12 protein-coding genes and 1 tRNA gene are annotated in these 16232 nt (G+C 63.6%); 7 read left to right on the forward strand and 6 right to left on the reverse strand.

Annotated elements, in window-relative coordinates; genetic code table 11:
- Positions 1–88: 88 nt before the first annotated feature.
- From QN224_RS04375 to ppdK, 4 genes are all read left to right on the forward strand, one after another.
- Complete coding sequence (locus tag QN224_RS04375; RefSeq protein WP_283975673.1) at positions 89–601, forward strand: DUF721 domain-containing protein; 513 nt, start codon at positions 89–91, stop codon at positions 599–601.
- A gap of 117 nt (positions 602–718) precedes the next feature.
- Positions 719–1534: a DsbA family protein gene (locus tag QN224_RS04380; RefSeq protein WP_283975674.1), complete on the forward strand. Its 816-nt coding sequence runs from the start codon at positions 719–721 to the stop codon at positions 1532–1534.
- A 123-nt stretch (positions 1535–1657) separates the two neighbouring features.
- Positions 1658–5119: a chromosome segregation SMC family protein gene (locus QN224_RS04385; protein ID WP_283975675.1), complete on the forward strand. Its 3462-nt coding sequence runs from the start codon at positions 1658–1660 to the stop codon at positions 5117–5119.
- Between the two features lie 182 nt (positions 5120–5301).
- Positions 5302–7995 (forward strand): pyruvate, phosphate dikinase, encoded by a 2694-nt coding sequence (ppdK, locus tag QN224_RS04390; protein WP_283975676.1) that lies wholly within the window; start codon positions 5302–5304, stop codon positions 7993–7995.
- 51 nt (positions 7996–8046) lie between these two features.
- On the opposite strand, the gene QN224_RS04395 is transcribed toward ppdK, so the two are convergent.
- The gene (locus QN224_RS04395; RefSeq protein WP_173510581.1) at positions 8047–8316 is read right to left on the reverse strand and encodes a hypothetical protein; all 270 of its coding nucleotides are present in this window, start codon (positions 8314–8316) and stop codon (positions 8047–8049) included.
- Positions 8317–8623: 307 nt separating this feature from the next.
- Positions 8624–9010: a hypothetical protein gene (locus QN224_RS04400; RefSeq protein ID WP_283975677.1), complete on the reverse strand. Its 387-nt coding sequence runs from the start codon at positions 9008–9010 to the stop codon at positions 8624–8626.
- 251 nt (positions 9011–9261) lie between these two features.
- On the opposite strand from QN224_RS04400, the gene QN224_RS04405 reads away from it, so the two are divergent.
- The gene (locus QN224_RS04405) at positions 9262–10170 is read left to right on the forward strand and encodes a DUF1499 domain-containing protein (protein WP_283975678.1); all 909 of its coding nucleotides are present in this window, start codon (positions 9262–9264) and stop codon (positions 10168–10170) included.
- 15 nt (positions 10171–10185) lie between these two features.
- Here the strand turns inward: QN224_RS04405 and QN224_RS04410 are convergent, their stop codons facing one another.
- On the reverse strand, positions 10186–11109 hold the full coding sequence (locus QN224_RS04410; protein WP_283975679.1) for an MBL fold metallo-hydrolase: 924 nt from the start codon (positions 11107–11109) through the stop codon (positions 10186–10188).
- 297 nt (positions 11110–11406) lie between these two features.
- Here QN224_RS04410 and QN224_RS04415 point away from each other — a divergent pair.
- A tRNA-Gln gene (locus tag QN224_RS04415) sits at positions 11407–11481 on the forward strand.
- 108 nt (positions 11482–11589) lie between these two features.
- Here QN224_RS04415 and paoC read toward each other — a convergent pair.
- The 3 genes from paoC to paoA are packed head-to-tail and all read right to left on the reverse strand — an operon-like array spanning position 11590 to position 15390.
- On the reverse strand, positions 11590–13791 hold the full coding sequence (paoC, locus tag QN224_RS04420; RefSeq protein WP_283975680.1) for an aldehyde oxidoreductase molybdenum-binding subunit PaoC: 2202 nt from the start codon (positions 13789–13791) through the stop codon (positions 11590–11592).
- A 4-nt stretch (positions 13792–13795) separates the two neighbouring features.
- Entirely contained in the window at positions 13796–14746 is a 951-nt protein-coding gene (locus QN224_RS04425; RefSeq protein WP_283975681.1) for a xanthine dehydrogenase family protein subunit M, read from the reverse strand.
- A complete protein-coding gene (gene paoA, locus QN224_RS04430; RefSeq protein WP_283975682.1) occupies positions 14743–15390 on the reverse strand; it encodes an aldehyde dehydrogenase iron-sulfur subunit PaoA in 648 nt (215 codons plus the stop codon). Before paoA ends, QN224_RS04425 begins: the two co-directional genes overlap by 4 nt.
- 263 nt (positions 15391–15653) lie before the next feature.
- Here paoA and QN224_RS04435 point away from each other — a divergent pair, with 263 nt between their 5' ends.
- Positions 15654–16142, forward strand: coding sequence for a BON domain-containing protein (locus QN224_RS04435; protein WP_283975683.1), 489 nt, complete (start codon positions 15654–15656; stop codon positions 16140–16142).
- The last annotated feature ends 90 nt before the right edge of the window (positions 16143–16232 follow it).

The raw sequence follows: 16232 nt of genomic DNA on the forward strand, positions 1-16232 counted from the left end.
GCCGGGGAATCCTTTTCCGGCCTATAGTTGGATGACGTCAGCCTGGGCTGCAAGGCGCAATCGGAGTTGCAAACAGAAAGTCGTGCCGGTGAATCAAGAGAAGGCCCGCAAGGGCGTCGTCCAGATCAGCGAGGTCGCGAACGGTCTGATCGATCCGGTGCTCGCCAAGCGCGCGGGCATCAACACCATGCTGCTGGGCTCCTGGGACGAGATTGCCGGTCCGGAGTTTGCCGACTGTACGCGACCGGAAAAAATCGCCTGGCCGCGGCGCGCCTCCGAAATGGGCGGCGAGGGGGGCCATCAGCCGGGCATTCTGACCATCGCCTGCGAGGGCGCGAGGGCACTTTTCCTGACCCACGCCCAAGGCGAACTGATCCAGCGGATCAACGGCTTCTTCGGTTTCCATGCGATCGGGCAGGTGCGCATCGTGCAGAAGCCGGTTGCGGCGCCGCCGAGACCGTTCCGTCGTTCGCCTCCGCTCGTCGGCGAGCCCGCGCGAAAGCTCGAAGCCATGGTGGAAGGCGTGGAAAGCGAGGCGCTGAAGGCAGCGCTCCGGCGCCTTGGGACCGCTGTGTTTTCGTCGCGTCCGAAGAGAACCTGATCTTCAAGCGGTCACATTTCTTTGAATTCAGTTGAGACGCCGCCCCTTGTCGCCTCCGGCAAGGCAAGTTATCGAATTCGCAATTCAATTTTCCCTCATAGAACACGGGTCAAGTTCATGTCCGCTTCCGAAAAGAGCCTTTCGAAACGCCTTCTGGGCGGTGCTGCCGTCGCCGCGCTCGCCCTGATGCTCGCCGCCTGCAGCGAGGAGAAGAAGGAGGCGGCTTCGACTGCGCCGGCCGAAACCAGCGCGACCGCGGAGGCGACGACCACTGCCTCCACCCCGGCAGCACCGGCCGCCACCAGCGAGGCAAAGCCTGCTGAAACCGAGGTTGCCCAGGCATCCTCATCCACTGCCGCCAAGGTTGAGCTGCCGCAGCCGGAAGGCACTGTCGATGTGAAGAAGCTGCTCGAACCTGGCGCGCTGCCGGAAATGGCGCTTGGCGAGGCCAACGCACCGGTGACGATCGTCGAATACATGTCGATGACCTGCCCGCACTGCGCGAACTTCCACAACAAGACCTTCGACGCCATCAAGGCGAAATATGTCGACAGCGGCAAGGTGCGCTTCATCATCCGCGAGTTCCCGTTCGATCCGCGCGCGGCTGCGGCCTTCATGCTGGCGCGCTGCGCGCCGGAAGGACAGTATTTCCCGATGATCTCCATGCTGTTCAAGCAGCAGGAGCAATGGGCCGCAGCGCAGAATGGCCGTGATGCGCTCTTGCAAATGTCCAAACTCGCCGGTTTTACACAGGAGAGCTTCGAGGCCTGCTTGACGAACCAAAAACTTCTGGATGATGTGAATGCAGTAATGCAGAGGGGCGCCAAGGATTTCGGTGTCAAGTCGACGCCGACCTTCTTCGTCAACGGTGAGCACTATTCGGGAGACATGTCGGTTGACGTTATGTCGGCCCTCATCGACAGCAAGCTCTGATCCTTCGCTTTTCCTCAAAACGGGCGACGGCGGCAACCGTGCGCCCGTTTTTGCTGTTCAGAGCAGAGGGGGTTCTGAACCGCGCGGAGGGGGGTACATGCCATCCGCCCCAGCGTTTCGCCCATGAAGTTCAACAAGCTCCGCCTGCTCGGCTTCAAGTCCTTCGTCGAACCGACCGAATTCGTCATCGAGCGCGGCCTCACCGGTGTCGTTGGGCCAAACGGCTGCGGCAAGTCGAACCTCGTCGAGGCGCTGCGGTGGGTGATGGGCGAAAACTCCTACAAGAACATGCGCGCCTCCGGCATGGACGACGTGATCTTTTCCGGCTCAGGCAACCGGCCGGCGCGCAACACGGCTGAAGTCGGCCTCTATCTTGACAACGCCGATCGCACGGCCCCTGCCGCCTTCAACGACAGCGACGAGATCCAGGTGACCCGCCGCATCGAGCGCGAGCAGGGATCGGTTTACCGCATCAACGGCAAGGAAGCGCGCGCGAAGGACGTGCAGCTGCTGTTTGCCGACGCGTCGACTGGGGCGCGCTCGCCCTCGATGGTCGGGCAGGGGCGGATCGGCGAACTGATCGCCGCCAAGCCTCAGGCTCGCCGTCAACTGCTCGAAGAGGCGGCCGGCATATCCGGCCTGCATTCGCGCCGCCATGAGGCGGAATTGCGCCTGCGGGCGGCCGAGACCAACCTCGAGCGGCTCGACGACGTGACGTCCCAGCTCGAAAGCCAGATCGAGAGCCTGAAACGCCAGTCCCGCCAAGCCAACCGTTTCAAGATGCTGTCCGCGGATATCCGCCGGCACGAGGCGATCCTTTTCCATATTCGCTGGGTGCAGGCCAAGGAGGCTGAGGCCGAGGCGACAAGCCAGCTGAACCAGATCACCGCACTGGTCGCCGAGAAGGCGCAGATCCAGATGGAGGCAGCGAAAGCCCAGGCGATCGCCAGCCTCAAGCTGCCGGAGCTGCGCGAGAACGAGGCGAAGCTCGCGGCGGCGCTGCAGCGCTTGCAGATCGCCCGCGCGCAACTGGAGGAGGATGCAGGCCGGATCCTCAGGCGCCGCGATGAATTGCAGCGCCGGCTGGCACAGCTCGCCGAGGATATCGCGCGCGAGGAGCGGCTGGTTGCCGACAATGCCGGCATTCTCGCCCGCCTCGACGAGGAAGAGGCGGAGCTCCGGGGCGTTCTGGCGGAGGCGGATGACCGCGCCGGCGAGGCGCGCGAACGGTTGGAGGCGGCCGACGGGATGCTGTCGATCAGCGAGGCCGAACTTCAACGGCTGACGGCTGAGCGTGCCGAGGCCCAGGCTGCCCGCAATCAGATCGAGAGAACGCTTCGCGACCTCTCCGAGCGGCAGGCGCGTCTCGCCCGTCAGCTTTCCGACCAGACGCGCGATCTCGATGATCTCGATCGCCAGATGGCGGTACTTCCCGATCCGCATGAAAAGCGGGGGCAGGTGGAGGTCGCGGAAGCTGCGCTTGAAGAAGCCGAAGCCGCTGTCCTCGTCATCGAAGAGGCGCTTTCCGACGCCCGCGCCGATGAAACTGCTGCGCGCCCGCCGGTCGATCAGGCGCGTGCAACGTTGAATGGCATCGAAGCCGAGGCACGCACGATCCGCCGGATGCTGGAGGCGGTCGGTGGTGGGGCCCATCCGCCGATCGTCGAGGAGGTGAAGGTCGAGCGCGGTTTCGAGACGGCACTTGGTGCAGCGCTCGGCGACGATCTCGATTCGCCTTTGGATCAGGCGGCGCCCGCCCACTGGCGGATGCCCGGCGACCATTCTGCCGATCCACCTTTGCCGGCTGGTGCCGTGCCGCTGGACGGCTATGTGCGCGGGCCGGAGGCGCTGAAGCGGGTGCTTGGCCAGATCGGTATCGTCGAAAGCGAAGCGGAGGCGGAGCACCTGCTGCCGCTTTTGAAGACCGGCCAACGCCTGGTGACGAAAGAAGGCGCGGTCTGGCGCTGGGACGGTCACGTGACGGGATCGGAGGCGCCAAGCGCCGCAGCCTTGCGGCTCGCGCAGAAGAACCGGCTTATCGAGCTCGAGAGCGAGACCGAGGATGCGACTGAGGCGTTGCGGCGGGCGGAGGCTGACCTCACCGCGGCCAGTGCACGCATCCGTGCCGAGGACGAACGGCTGCGGCTTGCGCGCGATGCCCAGCGCATGATCGCCCGTCAACTCGGCGAAGCGCGGGAAGCCTTGGCTACGGCCGAGCGCGCCTCGGGCGATCTCGCCCGCCGTCGTGCCGTGCTTACCGAAACGAAGCTTCAGGTGGAGGGGCAGGTCGACGAGGCGGCGGAACAGATCGAGGCGGCTAATGACGCGCTTGCCGCAGCGCCCGATCTCTCCGAACTCGAGCTTAGCCTCCGCAACCAGGCGGCCGTGGTCGCCGCCGATCGCGCAGCGGTCGCCGAAGCCCGTGCCGCTCATGATGGCCTCGCCCGCGAAAACGAGGTGCGGCTGCGCCGACTTTCGGCGATCGCCGCGGAGCGCGAGACGTGGCGAGCGAGGGCCGCGAGCGCGGAGGAACATATCGGCACGCTGCGCGATCGCGAGGCGGAAGCGCGGGAAGAAGTCGAGGAACTGATCGATGCGCCCGACGAGTTCGAGGACAAGCGCCGCGCGCTGATGAGTGAATTGCAGAAAGCGGAGGCTTCGCGCCGCGAAGCGGCCGATATTCTCGCCGAAGCGGAAGGTCGCCAGCGGGAGACCGATCGGGTGGCCGCGGCTGCGCTTTCGGACCTCGCGGAGGCGCGTGAAAAGCGTGGTCGCGCGGAGGAGCGCCTGGTCTCGGCCCGCGAGCGGCGCATCGAGATCGAGGCGCGCATTCACGAAGGGCTTGCCTGCGCCCCGCATGAGGTAATGCGCCTGACGGGACTGGCTGCCGATGAGGCGCTGCCCGGCATGCACGGCGTCGAGCGCGAACTCGAGCGGCTGAAGATCGAGCGGGAAAGGCTCGGAGCTGTCAATCTTCGTGCCGAGGAAGAGCAGAAGGAACTCTCCGAACGCCTGGCTGCGATCCTCAAGGAGCGCGACGATGTCATCGAGGCAATCCGCAAGCTCCGCAGCGCCATCCAGAACCTCAATCGCGAGGGGCGCGAGAGGCTGATCGCCGCGTTCGACGTGGTCAACGGGCAGTTCCAGCGGCTGTTCACCCATCTCTTCGGCGGCGGCACGGCGGAACTACAATTGATCGAGAGTGACGATCCGCTGGAGGCCGGCCTCGAAATTCTTGCCCGTCCGCCCGGCAAGAAGCCGCAGACGATGACGCTGCTCTCGGGCGGAGAACAGGCGCTGACGGCGATGGCGCTGATCTTCGCCGTGTTCCTCACCAATCCGGCACCGATTTGCGTGCTCGACGAAGTGGACGCCCCGCTCGACGACCACAATGTCGAGCGCTATTGCAACCTGATGGACGAAATGGCGGCCTCGACAGAGACCCGCTTCATCATCATCACTCACAACCCGATCACCATGGCCCGCATGAACCGTCTCTACGGTGTCACAATGGCCGAACAGGGTGTGTCGCAGCTCGTTTCCGTCGATCTGCAGACGGCAGAGCGTATGCGGGAAGTGGTCTGATCGGTCCGCCCCGGGCATTTCCAGCGGCTTCGAACAGGCCGAACCGGCCGCCGCCGCACGGGTGCGTCAGCTTCACGTTTCAATTTTGATGCACTGCAGCAAAATTCTTCGCAGAGTGCATTTTCACGCCGAAGCATATACTGTAGATCGTCATAAAAGGCTGTTTCGGGTGGAGAGCAGGCATGGCGAAATGGGTATATACCTTCGGCGGAGGCAAGGCCGAAGGGCATGCGGGGGATCGCGACAGGCTTGGCGGCAAGGGAGCAAACCTCGCCGAGATGTGCAATCTCGGCCTGCCGGTCCCGCCGGGACTGACGATCGTCACGGATGCCTGCAACAGCTATTTCGAGAACGATAGAGCCATGCCCGACGGCCTGCGCGAGCAGGTGCGGGAAGGTATTCGGCGGATGGAGGAGATTACCGGCCGGACATTCGGCGATACGACCCGTCCGCTTCTGCTGTCCGTTCGCTCCGGCGCGCGCGCGTCGATGCCCGGCATGATGGATACCGTTCTCAACCTAGGCCTCAACGACCAGTCTGTGCACGCCCTCGGCCACGACGCCGGCGATGCGCGCTTCGCCTGGGATAGCTATCGGCGCTTCATCCAGATGTATGGCGATGTCGTCATGGGCGTCGACCACGAAGTCTTCGAGGAAATCCTTGAAGACGAGAAGGGGCGGCTCGGCCACGAGCAGGATACCGAGCTGTCGGCCGTCGAATGGCAGCACGTCATATCGCGCTACAAGGAAGCGATCGAGGAGGTACTTGGCACGCCGTTTCCTCAGGATCCGGAGGTTCAGCTCTGGGGAGCGATCGGCGCCGTCTTTTCGAGCTGGATGAACCCGCGTGCGATAACCTACCGCCATCTTCACGGAATTCCGGCCGGCTGGGGCACGGCGGTCAATGTTCAGGCGATGGTCTTCGGCAATCTCGGAAATTCGTCGGCCACCGGCGTCGCCTTCACGCGCAATCCTTCGACCGGCGAAAGCGAACTCTATGGCGAGTTTCTGGTGAACGCCCAGGGCGAAGACGTCGTCGCCGGCATCCGCACGCCGCAGAACATCACCGAGGCCGCGCGTATTGCGTCGGGTTCTGACAAACCCTCGCTGGAAAAGCTGATGCCCGAGGCGTTCGCCGAATTCGAGGCGATCTGCAACAAGCTGGAGCGGCATTACCGCGACATGCAGGACCTGGAGTTCACGATCGAGCGCGGCAAACTGTGGATGCTGCAGACCCGGTCCGGCAAGCGCACCGCCAAGGCGGCCCTGAAGATCGCGGTCGACATGGCCGAACAGGGGCTTATCTCCAAGGAAGAGGCGGTGGCGCGCATCGACCCGGCCTCGCTCGACCAGCTGCTGCATCCGACGATCGATCCCCACGCACGGCGGGACATTATCGGTTCCGGCCTGCCGGCTTCGCCCGGCGCGGCAACCGGAGAGATCGTCTTTACCTCCGAGGAGGCCGTGCAGGCGGTCAAGGAAGGCCGCAAGGTCATTCTGGTCCGCGTGGAGACCAGCCCCGAGGACATTCACGGCATGCATGCGGCGCAGGGCATCCTGACGACCCGCGGCGGCATGACGAGCCACGCCGCAGTCGTTGCCCGCGGGATGGGCACGCCTTGCGTCTCCGGCGCGGGCAATATCCGCGTCGATCCGCGCAACGAGCTGCTGATTGCCGCGAGCGTCACCTTGAAGAAGGGCGACGTCATAACCATCGACGGGTCTTCCGGCCAGGTGCTGAAGGGCGAAATCCCGATGCTTCAGCCCGAACTTTCAGGCGATTTCGGCAGGATCATGGAATGGGCCGATGCAAGCCGCCGGATGACCGTGCGCACCAACGCCGAAACGCCGGCGGACGCGCGTGCCGCCCGCTCCTTCGGAGCCGAAGGCATCGGTCTCTGCCGCACCGAGCACATGTTCTTCGAGGACGACCGCATCAATGTGATGCGCGAGATGATTCTGGCCGAAGACGAGGCGGGCCGGCGCACGGCGCTTGCCAAGCTTCTGCCGATGCAGCGCTCGGATTTCATCGAACTCTTCTCGATCATGCACGGCCTCCCGGTAACGATCCGCCTTCTCGACCCGCCGCTGCATGAGTTCCTGCCGAAGACGGACGAGGAGATCGCCGACGTCGCCGCGGTCCTTTCGATCGATCCTTCGGAATTGCGCCAGCGGGTAGATGCCCTCCACGAGTTCAACCCGATGCTCGGCCACCGCGGTTGCCGCCTGGCGATTTCCTATCCGGAAATTGCCGAAATGCAGGCGCGCGCGATCTTCGAGGCCGCGGTCGAGGCGGCGCATGAGACCGGTGCGGCTGTGGTCCCCGAGATCATGGTGCCGCTCGTCGGCCTTCGCTCGGAACTCGACTACGTCAAGGAACGGATCGAGACCGTTGCCAAGGAAGTGATAGGGGAAGCGGGAATTGGTATCGACTATCTCGTCGGCACGATGATCGAGCTGCCGCGGGCAGCCTTGCGCGCCGGCGTCATCGCCGAGGCGGCTGACTTCTTCTCCTTCGGCACCAACGACCTGACGCAGACCACCTTTGGCATCTCTCGTGACGATGCGGCCCCGTTCCTCGCCACCTATCAGCAGAAGGGCATCATCGAGCAGGATCCGTTCGTCTCGCTCGATTTCGAGGGCGTCGGAGAGCTGATCATGATTGCGGCGGAGCGCGGGCGCAGGACGAAGAACGGTCTGAAGCTCGGCATATGCGGCGAACATGGCGGTGATCCGGCGTCGATCCGCTTCTGCGAGGAGGCGGGTCTCGACTATGTCTCCTGTTCGCCCTTCCGCGTGCCGATCGCCCGTTTGGCGGCGGCGCAAGCGGCGATCAACAGTAGCAGCGAGGCACAAGCCTCTGCGGCGGCGAGTTGATCGCTGGCGCTTGACCGACGGGCGTTGGAAACCTCGAATATCCGGCCACCATCAGTTCGGCCTGACGACCACCCGCCGTTCGACAACTATCGGCCGGCTCCAGCCCCACATCATCAGATCATTGCTGTAGCGCAGGCTGCGTGCCTCGGCGCGGCGGTCGAGTTCGATGCGCTGAAGGCAGGTCGCGAAGGCATCGGTGCCGCGGCGGAAGCCGTAGGAGGCGCAGGTGTTGCTGTCGGCAGCCCGCCGTTCCTCTGGTGTCTGGCACGCGGCGAGCAATAGCCCGGTCACGGCGAGGGTCAGCAGTCTCAAGGGTTTCATCATTGCCTCCTGATCGGCACCAGTGGCACGCGACGCTTCCGCACAAGATCAACGGGCCACGAGAGATACAGCGCGGCGTCGGTCAAGGCCGCCAGTGCCGGCGTGTTGGAACAGAGGTCGGCCGCAAGGCGGGTGTCATGTCCACGGTGGAACGAGGGAAAAGGCGCAATGCGCTTCGTGGCTCTGTATGTAGAGGCCATAGGCATGCACGGGTGACGCATGACGCAGATCCGCAAGGCGCAATTCATTTAACAACAATATCATGCGCCCGCCGCCGGCAACCGGTCAACGGTCGCTGAGCCGCTGTTCAGATCCGCTCGAGCACGCCGACAAAGGCCTCGGCAAAGCTCTTCAGATCCGCGGTTCTCTCGCTCGGCTGCTCGACGCGGATCGCGCTTCCGTCTCCGCCAAGGCAGACGAACAGGATTGTCGGCATTTTTCCGGCATCGCTGTAACGAATGGCAGCGATCGTGAGACAATCTTCGAGGAGACCGGACGCCGGCAGGGTGAAAAGCAGTTCGCCGCCGATATCGGCGGCCACCGTACGCACAAAGCCGGCAAATTCTTCCTTGGTCCCGGAAAATCCATCGAGAGAAAGTTCCAGCTCAAGCAGGGCCATCGGGATGGCTGCGTCGCCTGGCTGAGGCAGCGGGGTGGGGGCAGGCTTCGTCACGGTTGTTTCCGATGCGACCATGATGTCCTCTCCGTTGGTTGCCGTGCGCTCGTTCCATTCGCCGACGCCGGCTGATGCCTCCAGTTGAACTCCTTCCGCCACGGAACGTTTGGCGGGAATTTTAAACAGGTGATTAACGAGAATGGCGAATTTGCGGCAAAGCTTCAAGTGCGGCATTGTCGGAGGGATGGGCTAGCATTCTCTGTTCCCACGTCCGCAGCCATGGTCTAAGAAGGCCATGTCTTTTCCGCTTGGGGGATTGATTCCGTTAGATGATTGTCCGCTACGAGCGTCCCTATTCGCACGCCGCCCACTGGGCGCGCCGGCTTGCCCGCATTGCATTCGCGATCTTCGCGTTGTCGCTGCTGGCGCATCGTTTCGGCCCGTTGACCACACCGCATTTTCTGGCGCTGGCATTGCTGTCGGGCGCCTTTGCGCTTGTCGGCGTGGTGCTCGCGACGATCGGGCTTGCGCGCTTGTGGCAAGTGGCGGCGGTCGGCGGCATCGCCTCGCTGTCCGCGCTGGTCTACGCCGCTGCTCCGCTCGGCTTTCTCGGCTTCGGTGCCGTGCAATATCTGAGGCGGCCGACGATCTACGACGTCACGACCGACGCGGTGACGCCGCCGCCATGGATCAGGGTTCCGGCGGCCGAAAGGAGCTGGCTCGCGCGCAACCCGACAGTCACGCCGCAGGATCGGGAGGCGCAAATCGTCGCCTATCCGGGATTGACGGGACGGCGCTACGACGGCGCGCTCGACCGCGTGTTCCAGGGCGTGCGCAAGGTGGTTGGCGAAACGCGCATCGCCACCACGGCGGAGCTCGGTGTCGAGAACGCCCGCGCGGACTTCGAGGATCTGGCCGTCCGCCCCGGTGCCGGGGTGGACACGAACGGTGAGCCGGACGTCATTCCGGTTCCGGCCGCACGTCCCGCGCCTGATATAGACGGCGCGCTTCCCGGACGGCTCTCCAGCGACATCGTGCTGCAGGGCGAATGGCGTACGCTGATTGTCGGCTTTCGCTTCGATGTGCTGATCAGGCTACGGGAAGAGGCAGAAACGACCTTTGTCGACCTGCGCGTGGCATCGCGCTACGGTGCGCACGACCTCGGCATGGGCGCCGCCTTTGCCGAAGAATTCCTGCGAGCGCTTGATGCCGAACTCCTGGGTATCGCGGGCGGTTGACGCGGCGCCAACGGGTTATCCAGCGCCGCCGGGGACCAGCCGATAGTCGCCGAAGAGCGATGGCGGACCATCGGTTTCGACGCGACCCTGTTCGACCAGGTCTTCGAGGTGCGCCAGGACCGAAAGTGCCGCTGCACCGTGGAGCCGCGGATCGGTAGAGGCATAGATCACCTTGACCATATCCGGAATCTTCCGGTCGCCGCTGCGGATGCGTTCGAGCACCGAGCGCTCGCGCATCTTGCGATGTGCCCGAAGCGCCCGGAGAAACGAACCGGGCTCGGTAACCGGACCGCCATGGCCGGGCAGATACAGCCGGTCGTCTCGTTGCAATAGTTTCTCCAGCGAGGCCATGTAGTCGGCCATGGCGCCGTCCGGCGGCGCGACGATGCTCGTTGCCCAAGCCATCACATGATCGGCGGAAAAGAGAATGCCGGTGCCGCCAAGCGCGAAAACGGCATGATTTGCTGTGTGGCCAGGTGTCATCACGGCAGTCAGGCTCCAGCCGTCGCCGTCGACCCGTCCGCCCTCGGGAAGCGCGATGTCAGGCGCGAAATCCATGTCCGAGCTTTCGGCGAACGGATTGGTTTCGCCGGCATGCAAGGGGCGCGCTGCCCGGTGAGGGCCTTCGGCAACGATCATGGCGCCGGTCGCAGCCTTCAGCCGTCGGGCGAGGGGAGAATGGTCGCGATGCGTATGACTAACGGCGATGTGCGTCACCTCGCGACCATCGAGCGCCGCCATAAGGGCGCGGAAATGCGCGTCGTCCTCCGGCCCCGGATCGATCACCGCGACAGAGCGCCTGCCGACGATATAGGTGTTCGTTCCATGGAAGGTGAACGGGCCGGGGTTGTTGACAGTGATCCGCTGTACGCCATCGGCAACCGTTACCGCTTCGCCGTGGGCCGGGTTGAAGTCGAGATCGAAATCCGGTCCCTGCATGCGTCTCTTCCTGGCTTTCAATTGTACCCGATCCCGGCAGTGGCCATCGTCTTTCTTTGCGCCTGCCTTCGCCATCTTGCGCGCTTGCGCCGGCGCGTCGCGACAATAGGCCAAAGGGTTATAGGAGGAAACTGCTTCCCGCTCCGGAATTTTAAACACGGCGGTCGCTGTTCGCATTGAACCGTCCTATGGTCGGCGAAATAAATCTGCGTGCGAAGCGAAGTTAAGCATTGTGACGGCGCACGAGCTTTGCTAATCAGGCGCACGATTTGGCGAGGTGATCTCGCCGCCTTAAGTTGGGGCGTAGCCAAGCGGTAAGGCAGCGGTTTTTGGTACCGCCATTCCCTGGTTCGAATCCAGGCGCCCCAGCCAAGTTTCCCTTTTCAAGCCCAGAATCGCGGCTTTCCAGCACTTCTTCCCGTGCTCCAGCATCTCCTCCAACCTCGGGTGGCGACGAATTCGCCACCCGTCGGTTTGGGCTTAGCTGAGTTCCGGAAGTCCATGGATCAACTTGTCGAGCGTGATCGGATAGTCGCGAACCCTCACGCCGGTCGCGTTGTAGATGGCATTCGCCACCGCCGCTGCGACGCCGCAAAGGCCGAGCTCGGCGATCCCCTTGGCCTTCATCGGCGACGACATCGGGTCGGTCTCGTCGAGGAAGATGACCTCCTGGTGGGGGATGTCGGCATGCACGGGCACCTCATAGGCAGCCAGGTCGTGGTTGACGAAGAAGCCGCGCGCCTTGTCGACGACGAGCTCCTCGGACAGGGCCGCGCCGACGCCCATCGTCATGGCACCGATCACCTGGCTGCGTGCCGTGATCGGATTGAGAATCCGACCGGCAGCGCAGACGGCCAGCATCCGCCTGATCCGCGTCTCGCCGGTCGCCACATCCACTCCGACTTCCACGAAATGAGCGCCGAAGGTGGACTGTTGATGGGTCTCGGTGAGCTTGCCGAATTCGATGCGATCCTCGGCCGCGAGTCCTTCATCGCCGGCGGCTTCAGCAAGGGTCATTCGGCGGTCGCCGGACCGGACTTCGCCATCTGCGAAGATCACATCGTCGGCGTTGTTGAAGCCGAGCTTTTGGGCCACGGCCTCGCGCAGCTTGACGCAAGCGGCGTAAACCCCCGCGGTGGAGCTGTTTCCTCCGAACTGTCCACCGGAGCCCGAGGACACCGGAAAACGGGAATCGCCGAGACTGACTGCAACCTTGTCTACCGGGACACCGAGCATCTCCGCGGCGGTCTGGGCGATGATCGTGTAACTCCCCGTGCCGATATCGGTCATGTCGGTCTCGACGGTGACGACACCTCCCCGGTCGAGGCGGACACGCGCTCCAGAGGGGACCACAAGATTGTTGCGGAAGGCCGAGGCCACCCCCATGCCCACGAGCCAGTCTCCGTCCCGACGGCTTCCCGGTCGCTTGCTGCGATCCTTCCAGCCAAACCGTTCCGGCCCGGTGCGCAGGCACCCGACGAGGTCGCGGTGCGAAAATGGCCGCTCGGGCTTCTCCGGATCGACCTGCGTATCGTTGATGATCCGGAACTCGACGGGGTCGAGCCCCAGCCTCTCCGCCATCTCGTCGATCGCGATCTCCAGGGCCATCATGCCCGGCGCTTCGCCCGGTGCCCGCATGGCGTTGCCTTCAGGCAGGTCGAGCGTCGCAAGGCGCATCGCTGTCATCCGGTTCTCGCCGGCATAAAGCAGGCGCGTTTGCTGAACGGCCACTTCGGGGCCGCCGCCCGGAAGATCGCCGGACCAGCTCTCATGGGCAATCGCCGTGATCCTGCCGTCGCGCCCGGCGCCGATGCGGATTCGCTGGATCGTAGCAGGGCGGTGCGTGGTGTTGTTCATCAGGAAGGGGCGGGGGAGGGCTACCTTTACGGGACGCTTCGCTTCGCGCGCAGCAAGGGCCGCAAGAACTGCGTCTGCACGAAGGAACAGCTTGACGCCGAACCCGCCGCCGATGAAAGGCGACATGATGTGCACCTTCTCTTTGTCGATCCCGAGGGTCGTCGCCAGATCGGTCCGCCACCAGTCGATCATCTGGCTCGACGTCCAGACAGTCAGTTCATCGCCGCTCCATGCGGCGATGGAGGCGTGCGGCTCCATCATGGCATGCGACTGGTCCGGCGTGGTGTAGGTCTGGTCGAGCTTGACCGGTGCTGTCTCGAACGCGGCATTGAAATCGCCTGCGGCGGAGTCCGGTTCGCCGTCCTCTGGCTTGACGGCGGTGTCCCTGGCTGCCGCCAGATCGAAGACACCCTTCTCCTCGGCATAGTCGACCTTGACGAGCGAAGCGGCGGCGCGGGCTTCTTCGAAGGTTTCCGCGACCACGACCGCAATAGCCTGGTGGTAGTGCTGGACCTCCGTGCCACCGAAGAGCTTGGCGGTATTGTATTTGCCCTTCTTCAACTCCCCCACGCCGTCGGCGGTGACGACCGCGAGCACTCCCGGGGCGTTCTTTGCCGCGGTGACGTCGATGGATCGGATCCGGCCTTTGGCGATCGCCGAGCCAACGATATAGCCGTAGGCATAGGGCGTGTTCGGATCATGCCATTCGTAGGCATAGACCGCCTTGCCCGCGGTCTTGAGCGGGCCGTCGATACGGTGGATGGGCTGACCGACGATCTTGAGCTGGTCGATCGGGTTCGTCGTTGCTGGTGTGTCAAATCTCATTTTCTCATCCCCTCGCTTCGGCAAGAACCGCGCTCAGCATGCGTTCGACGAGCGTGATCTTGAAAGCGTTCTGTTCGGTTGGTCGGGCGTCTGCGAGAAGCCTGGTGCTGGCCGCCTTTGCTCCCCTCGGAAGCTCTTTTTCGGCAGCTTCGTCGCGCCAAGGCTTGGGTGCGATGCCGCCGACGGCGATGCGGCCGGTTCCGTCCGGCTGCACGATGGCGCCGACAGAGACCAGCGCGAACGCATAGGACGCGCGATCACGGACCTTCCGGTAGATGTGTTTGCCGCCCATCGGCTTCGGCAGGACGACTGCAGTGATCAGTTCGCCGCGCTCGAGTACATGCTCGATGTCTGGCGTCTCGCCCGGAAGACGATGGAAATCCGCGATCGGAATGCTGCGCGTGGTGCCGTCCGCTTCCATGGTCTCGACGACGGCATCAAGCGCCCGCATCGCGACTGCCATGTCGCCCGGGTGCGTCGCGATGCAGGCGTCGCTCACTCCGACCACGCCAAGCTGGCGGCTGAAGCCGGCGATCGCTGCGCAGCCGCTGCCGGGCTGCCGCTTGTTGCAGGGCTGATTGGTGTCGTAGAAATACGGACAACGCGTGCGCTGAAGCAGGTTGCCGGCCGTCGTCGCCCTGTTGCGCAACTGTCCTGACGCCCCGGCGAGCAGGGCGCGTGACAGAAGTCCATAGTCGCGGCGAATCCGTTCGTCGGCTGCAAGATCGGTATTGCGGACGAGGGCACCGATCCTGAGGCCGCCTTCCGGCGTCGGCTCGATACTGTCCAGTCCAAGGCCGTTGACGTCGATGAGATGGGTGGGCGTCTCGATCTCAAGCTTCATCAGATCCAGCAGATTGGTGCCGCCGGCGATGAATTTTGCGCCGTCGGTGCTGGCCGCGGCCTTTGCTGCCGCCTCGATCGAAGAGGCGCGCTCGTAGCTGAAAGCTCTCATGTCTTCCTCCCCGCAACTTCGGTAATGGCTTCGACGATGTTTGAATAAGCGCCGCAGCGACAGATGTTACCGCTCATGCGTTCCCGGATTTCGGCCGCCGTGATCTCGGCCGGCGCCGTCAGGTCACCCGTCACATGGCTCGGAATATTGGCCCGGATCTCCTCCAGCATGGCGACGGAGGAACAGATCTGGCCGGGGGTGCAATAGCCGCATTGGAAACCATCGTGCTCGACAAACGCAGCCTGCATCGGATGGAGATTGCCGGGCTGTCCCAATCCTTCGATCGTGGTGATGCTGCCGCCTTCGTGCATGACGGCGAGGGTCAGACAGGCATTGATACGGCGTCCGTCGACGAGGACGGTGCATGCGCCGCACTGACCATGGTCGCATCCCTTCTTGGTGCCTGTCAGATGGAGGTGCTCGCGCAGCGCGTCGAGAAGCGTCGTCCGGTTGTCGAGCTCGAGTTCGAGGCGTTCACCGTTCACGATGAACGAGACGTTCGTGCCTGTCGATGCATCAGGGATGTTCGTCTGAGAATGACCGAGCGAGGGTGCGCCCGCTACTGTAACGGTGGCGGCGGAAGCGACCAGCAGGTCGCGCCGCGAGATTTCGAGTGCGCCAGGACTTTGCATATCCAGCTCCATGTCTTGATGATGAAAGGTCTAGGACGGCGTGAAAGTTGTCCGATGAGCCGCCAAGGCGAAACAAAGCAAACGGCAGAACGATCCCGTTCATGCGTTCACAAGTGAGTTAGCGCGCCGGCAGCCGCGGAATAGTGCCTCAAAATTGATAGGGCCTATTAGCCGTGTTCATGAATGCCCGGCCCAACCGCACGGGCGAAGCCGATTGCTTGCGAACAAAACGCCCGTCCGCGCGTTGGGGGGTGACATGCAGCAAGGAGCTCGAGATGCCTTCGAAAAAGCAAAATACCTCGCTGCCGCGCGAGGAAGACTACCGGGATTTTGAGGAGCGGAACATCCGCGACGGCTGGCCGTATTCGGACCAACCCGATGCTGCCCCCAACAAGCCAAAGAACCGGGCCTACGGTGAACCCGAGGCTAACTTCGACAGAGAGCAAAAGTCCGGCTTCAGCATCGAGGGAAAGGAGGAGGTGGGCACCGATAGCCAGCTTACATCGAAGCAGGAGCCTATCCGGCAAAGCGACGATCTTGAGGTCCGTGTCACAGAATATCTGGAGAGCATGGAAGACTTGGACATAAACAGTATCGATGTCCATGCTCGTGGCGGCACGATCATACTCGAAGGCGCCGTTGAGACGGCCGCCATTGCTCGTAAAATTGAGCTGGCCGTCTTGTCCTTCCACGGGGTTCGGCACGTCCGGAACAATTTGCGCGTTGCTGGGGTCGATGCGCGGGTTCCGGACCAAGACGTTTGAACAAGCAGGAAACTGCTTTGGTCGGTCACCCGATCTCGATACCTGCATGATCGGGACAGCCGGCTGGACTTGGCTTTCCTCCTGGATAAC

Source organism: Sinorhizobium sp. 7-81 (assembly GCF_030124405.1).
GTDB classification, from domain to species: domain Bacteria; phylum Pseudomonadota; class Alphaproteobacteria; order Rhizobiales; family Rhizobiaceae; genus Sinorhizobium; species Sinorhizobium psoraleae.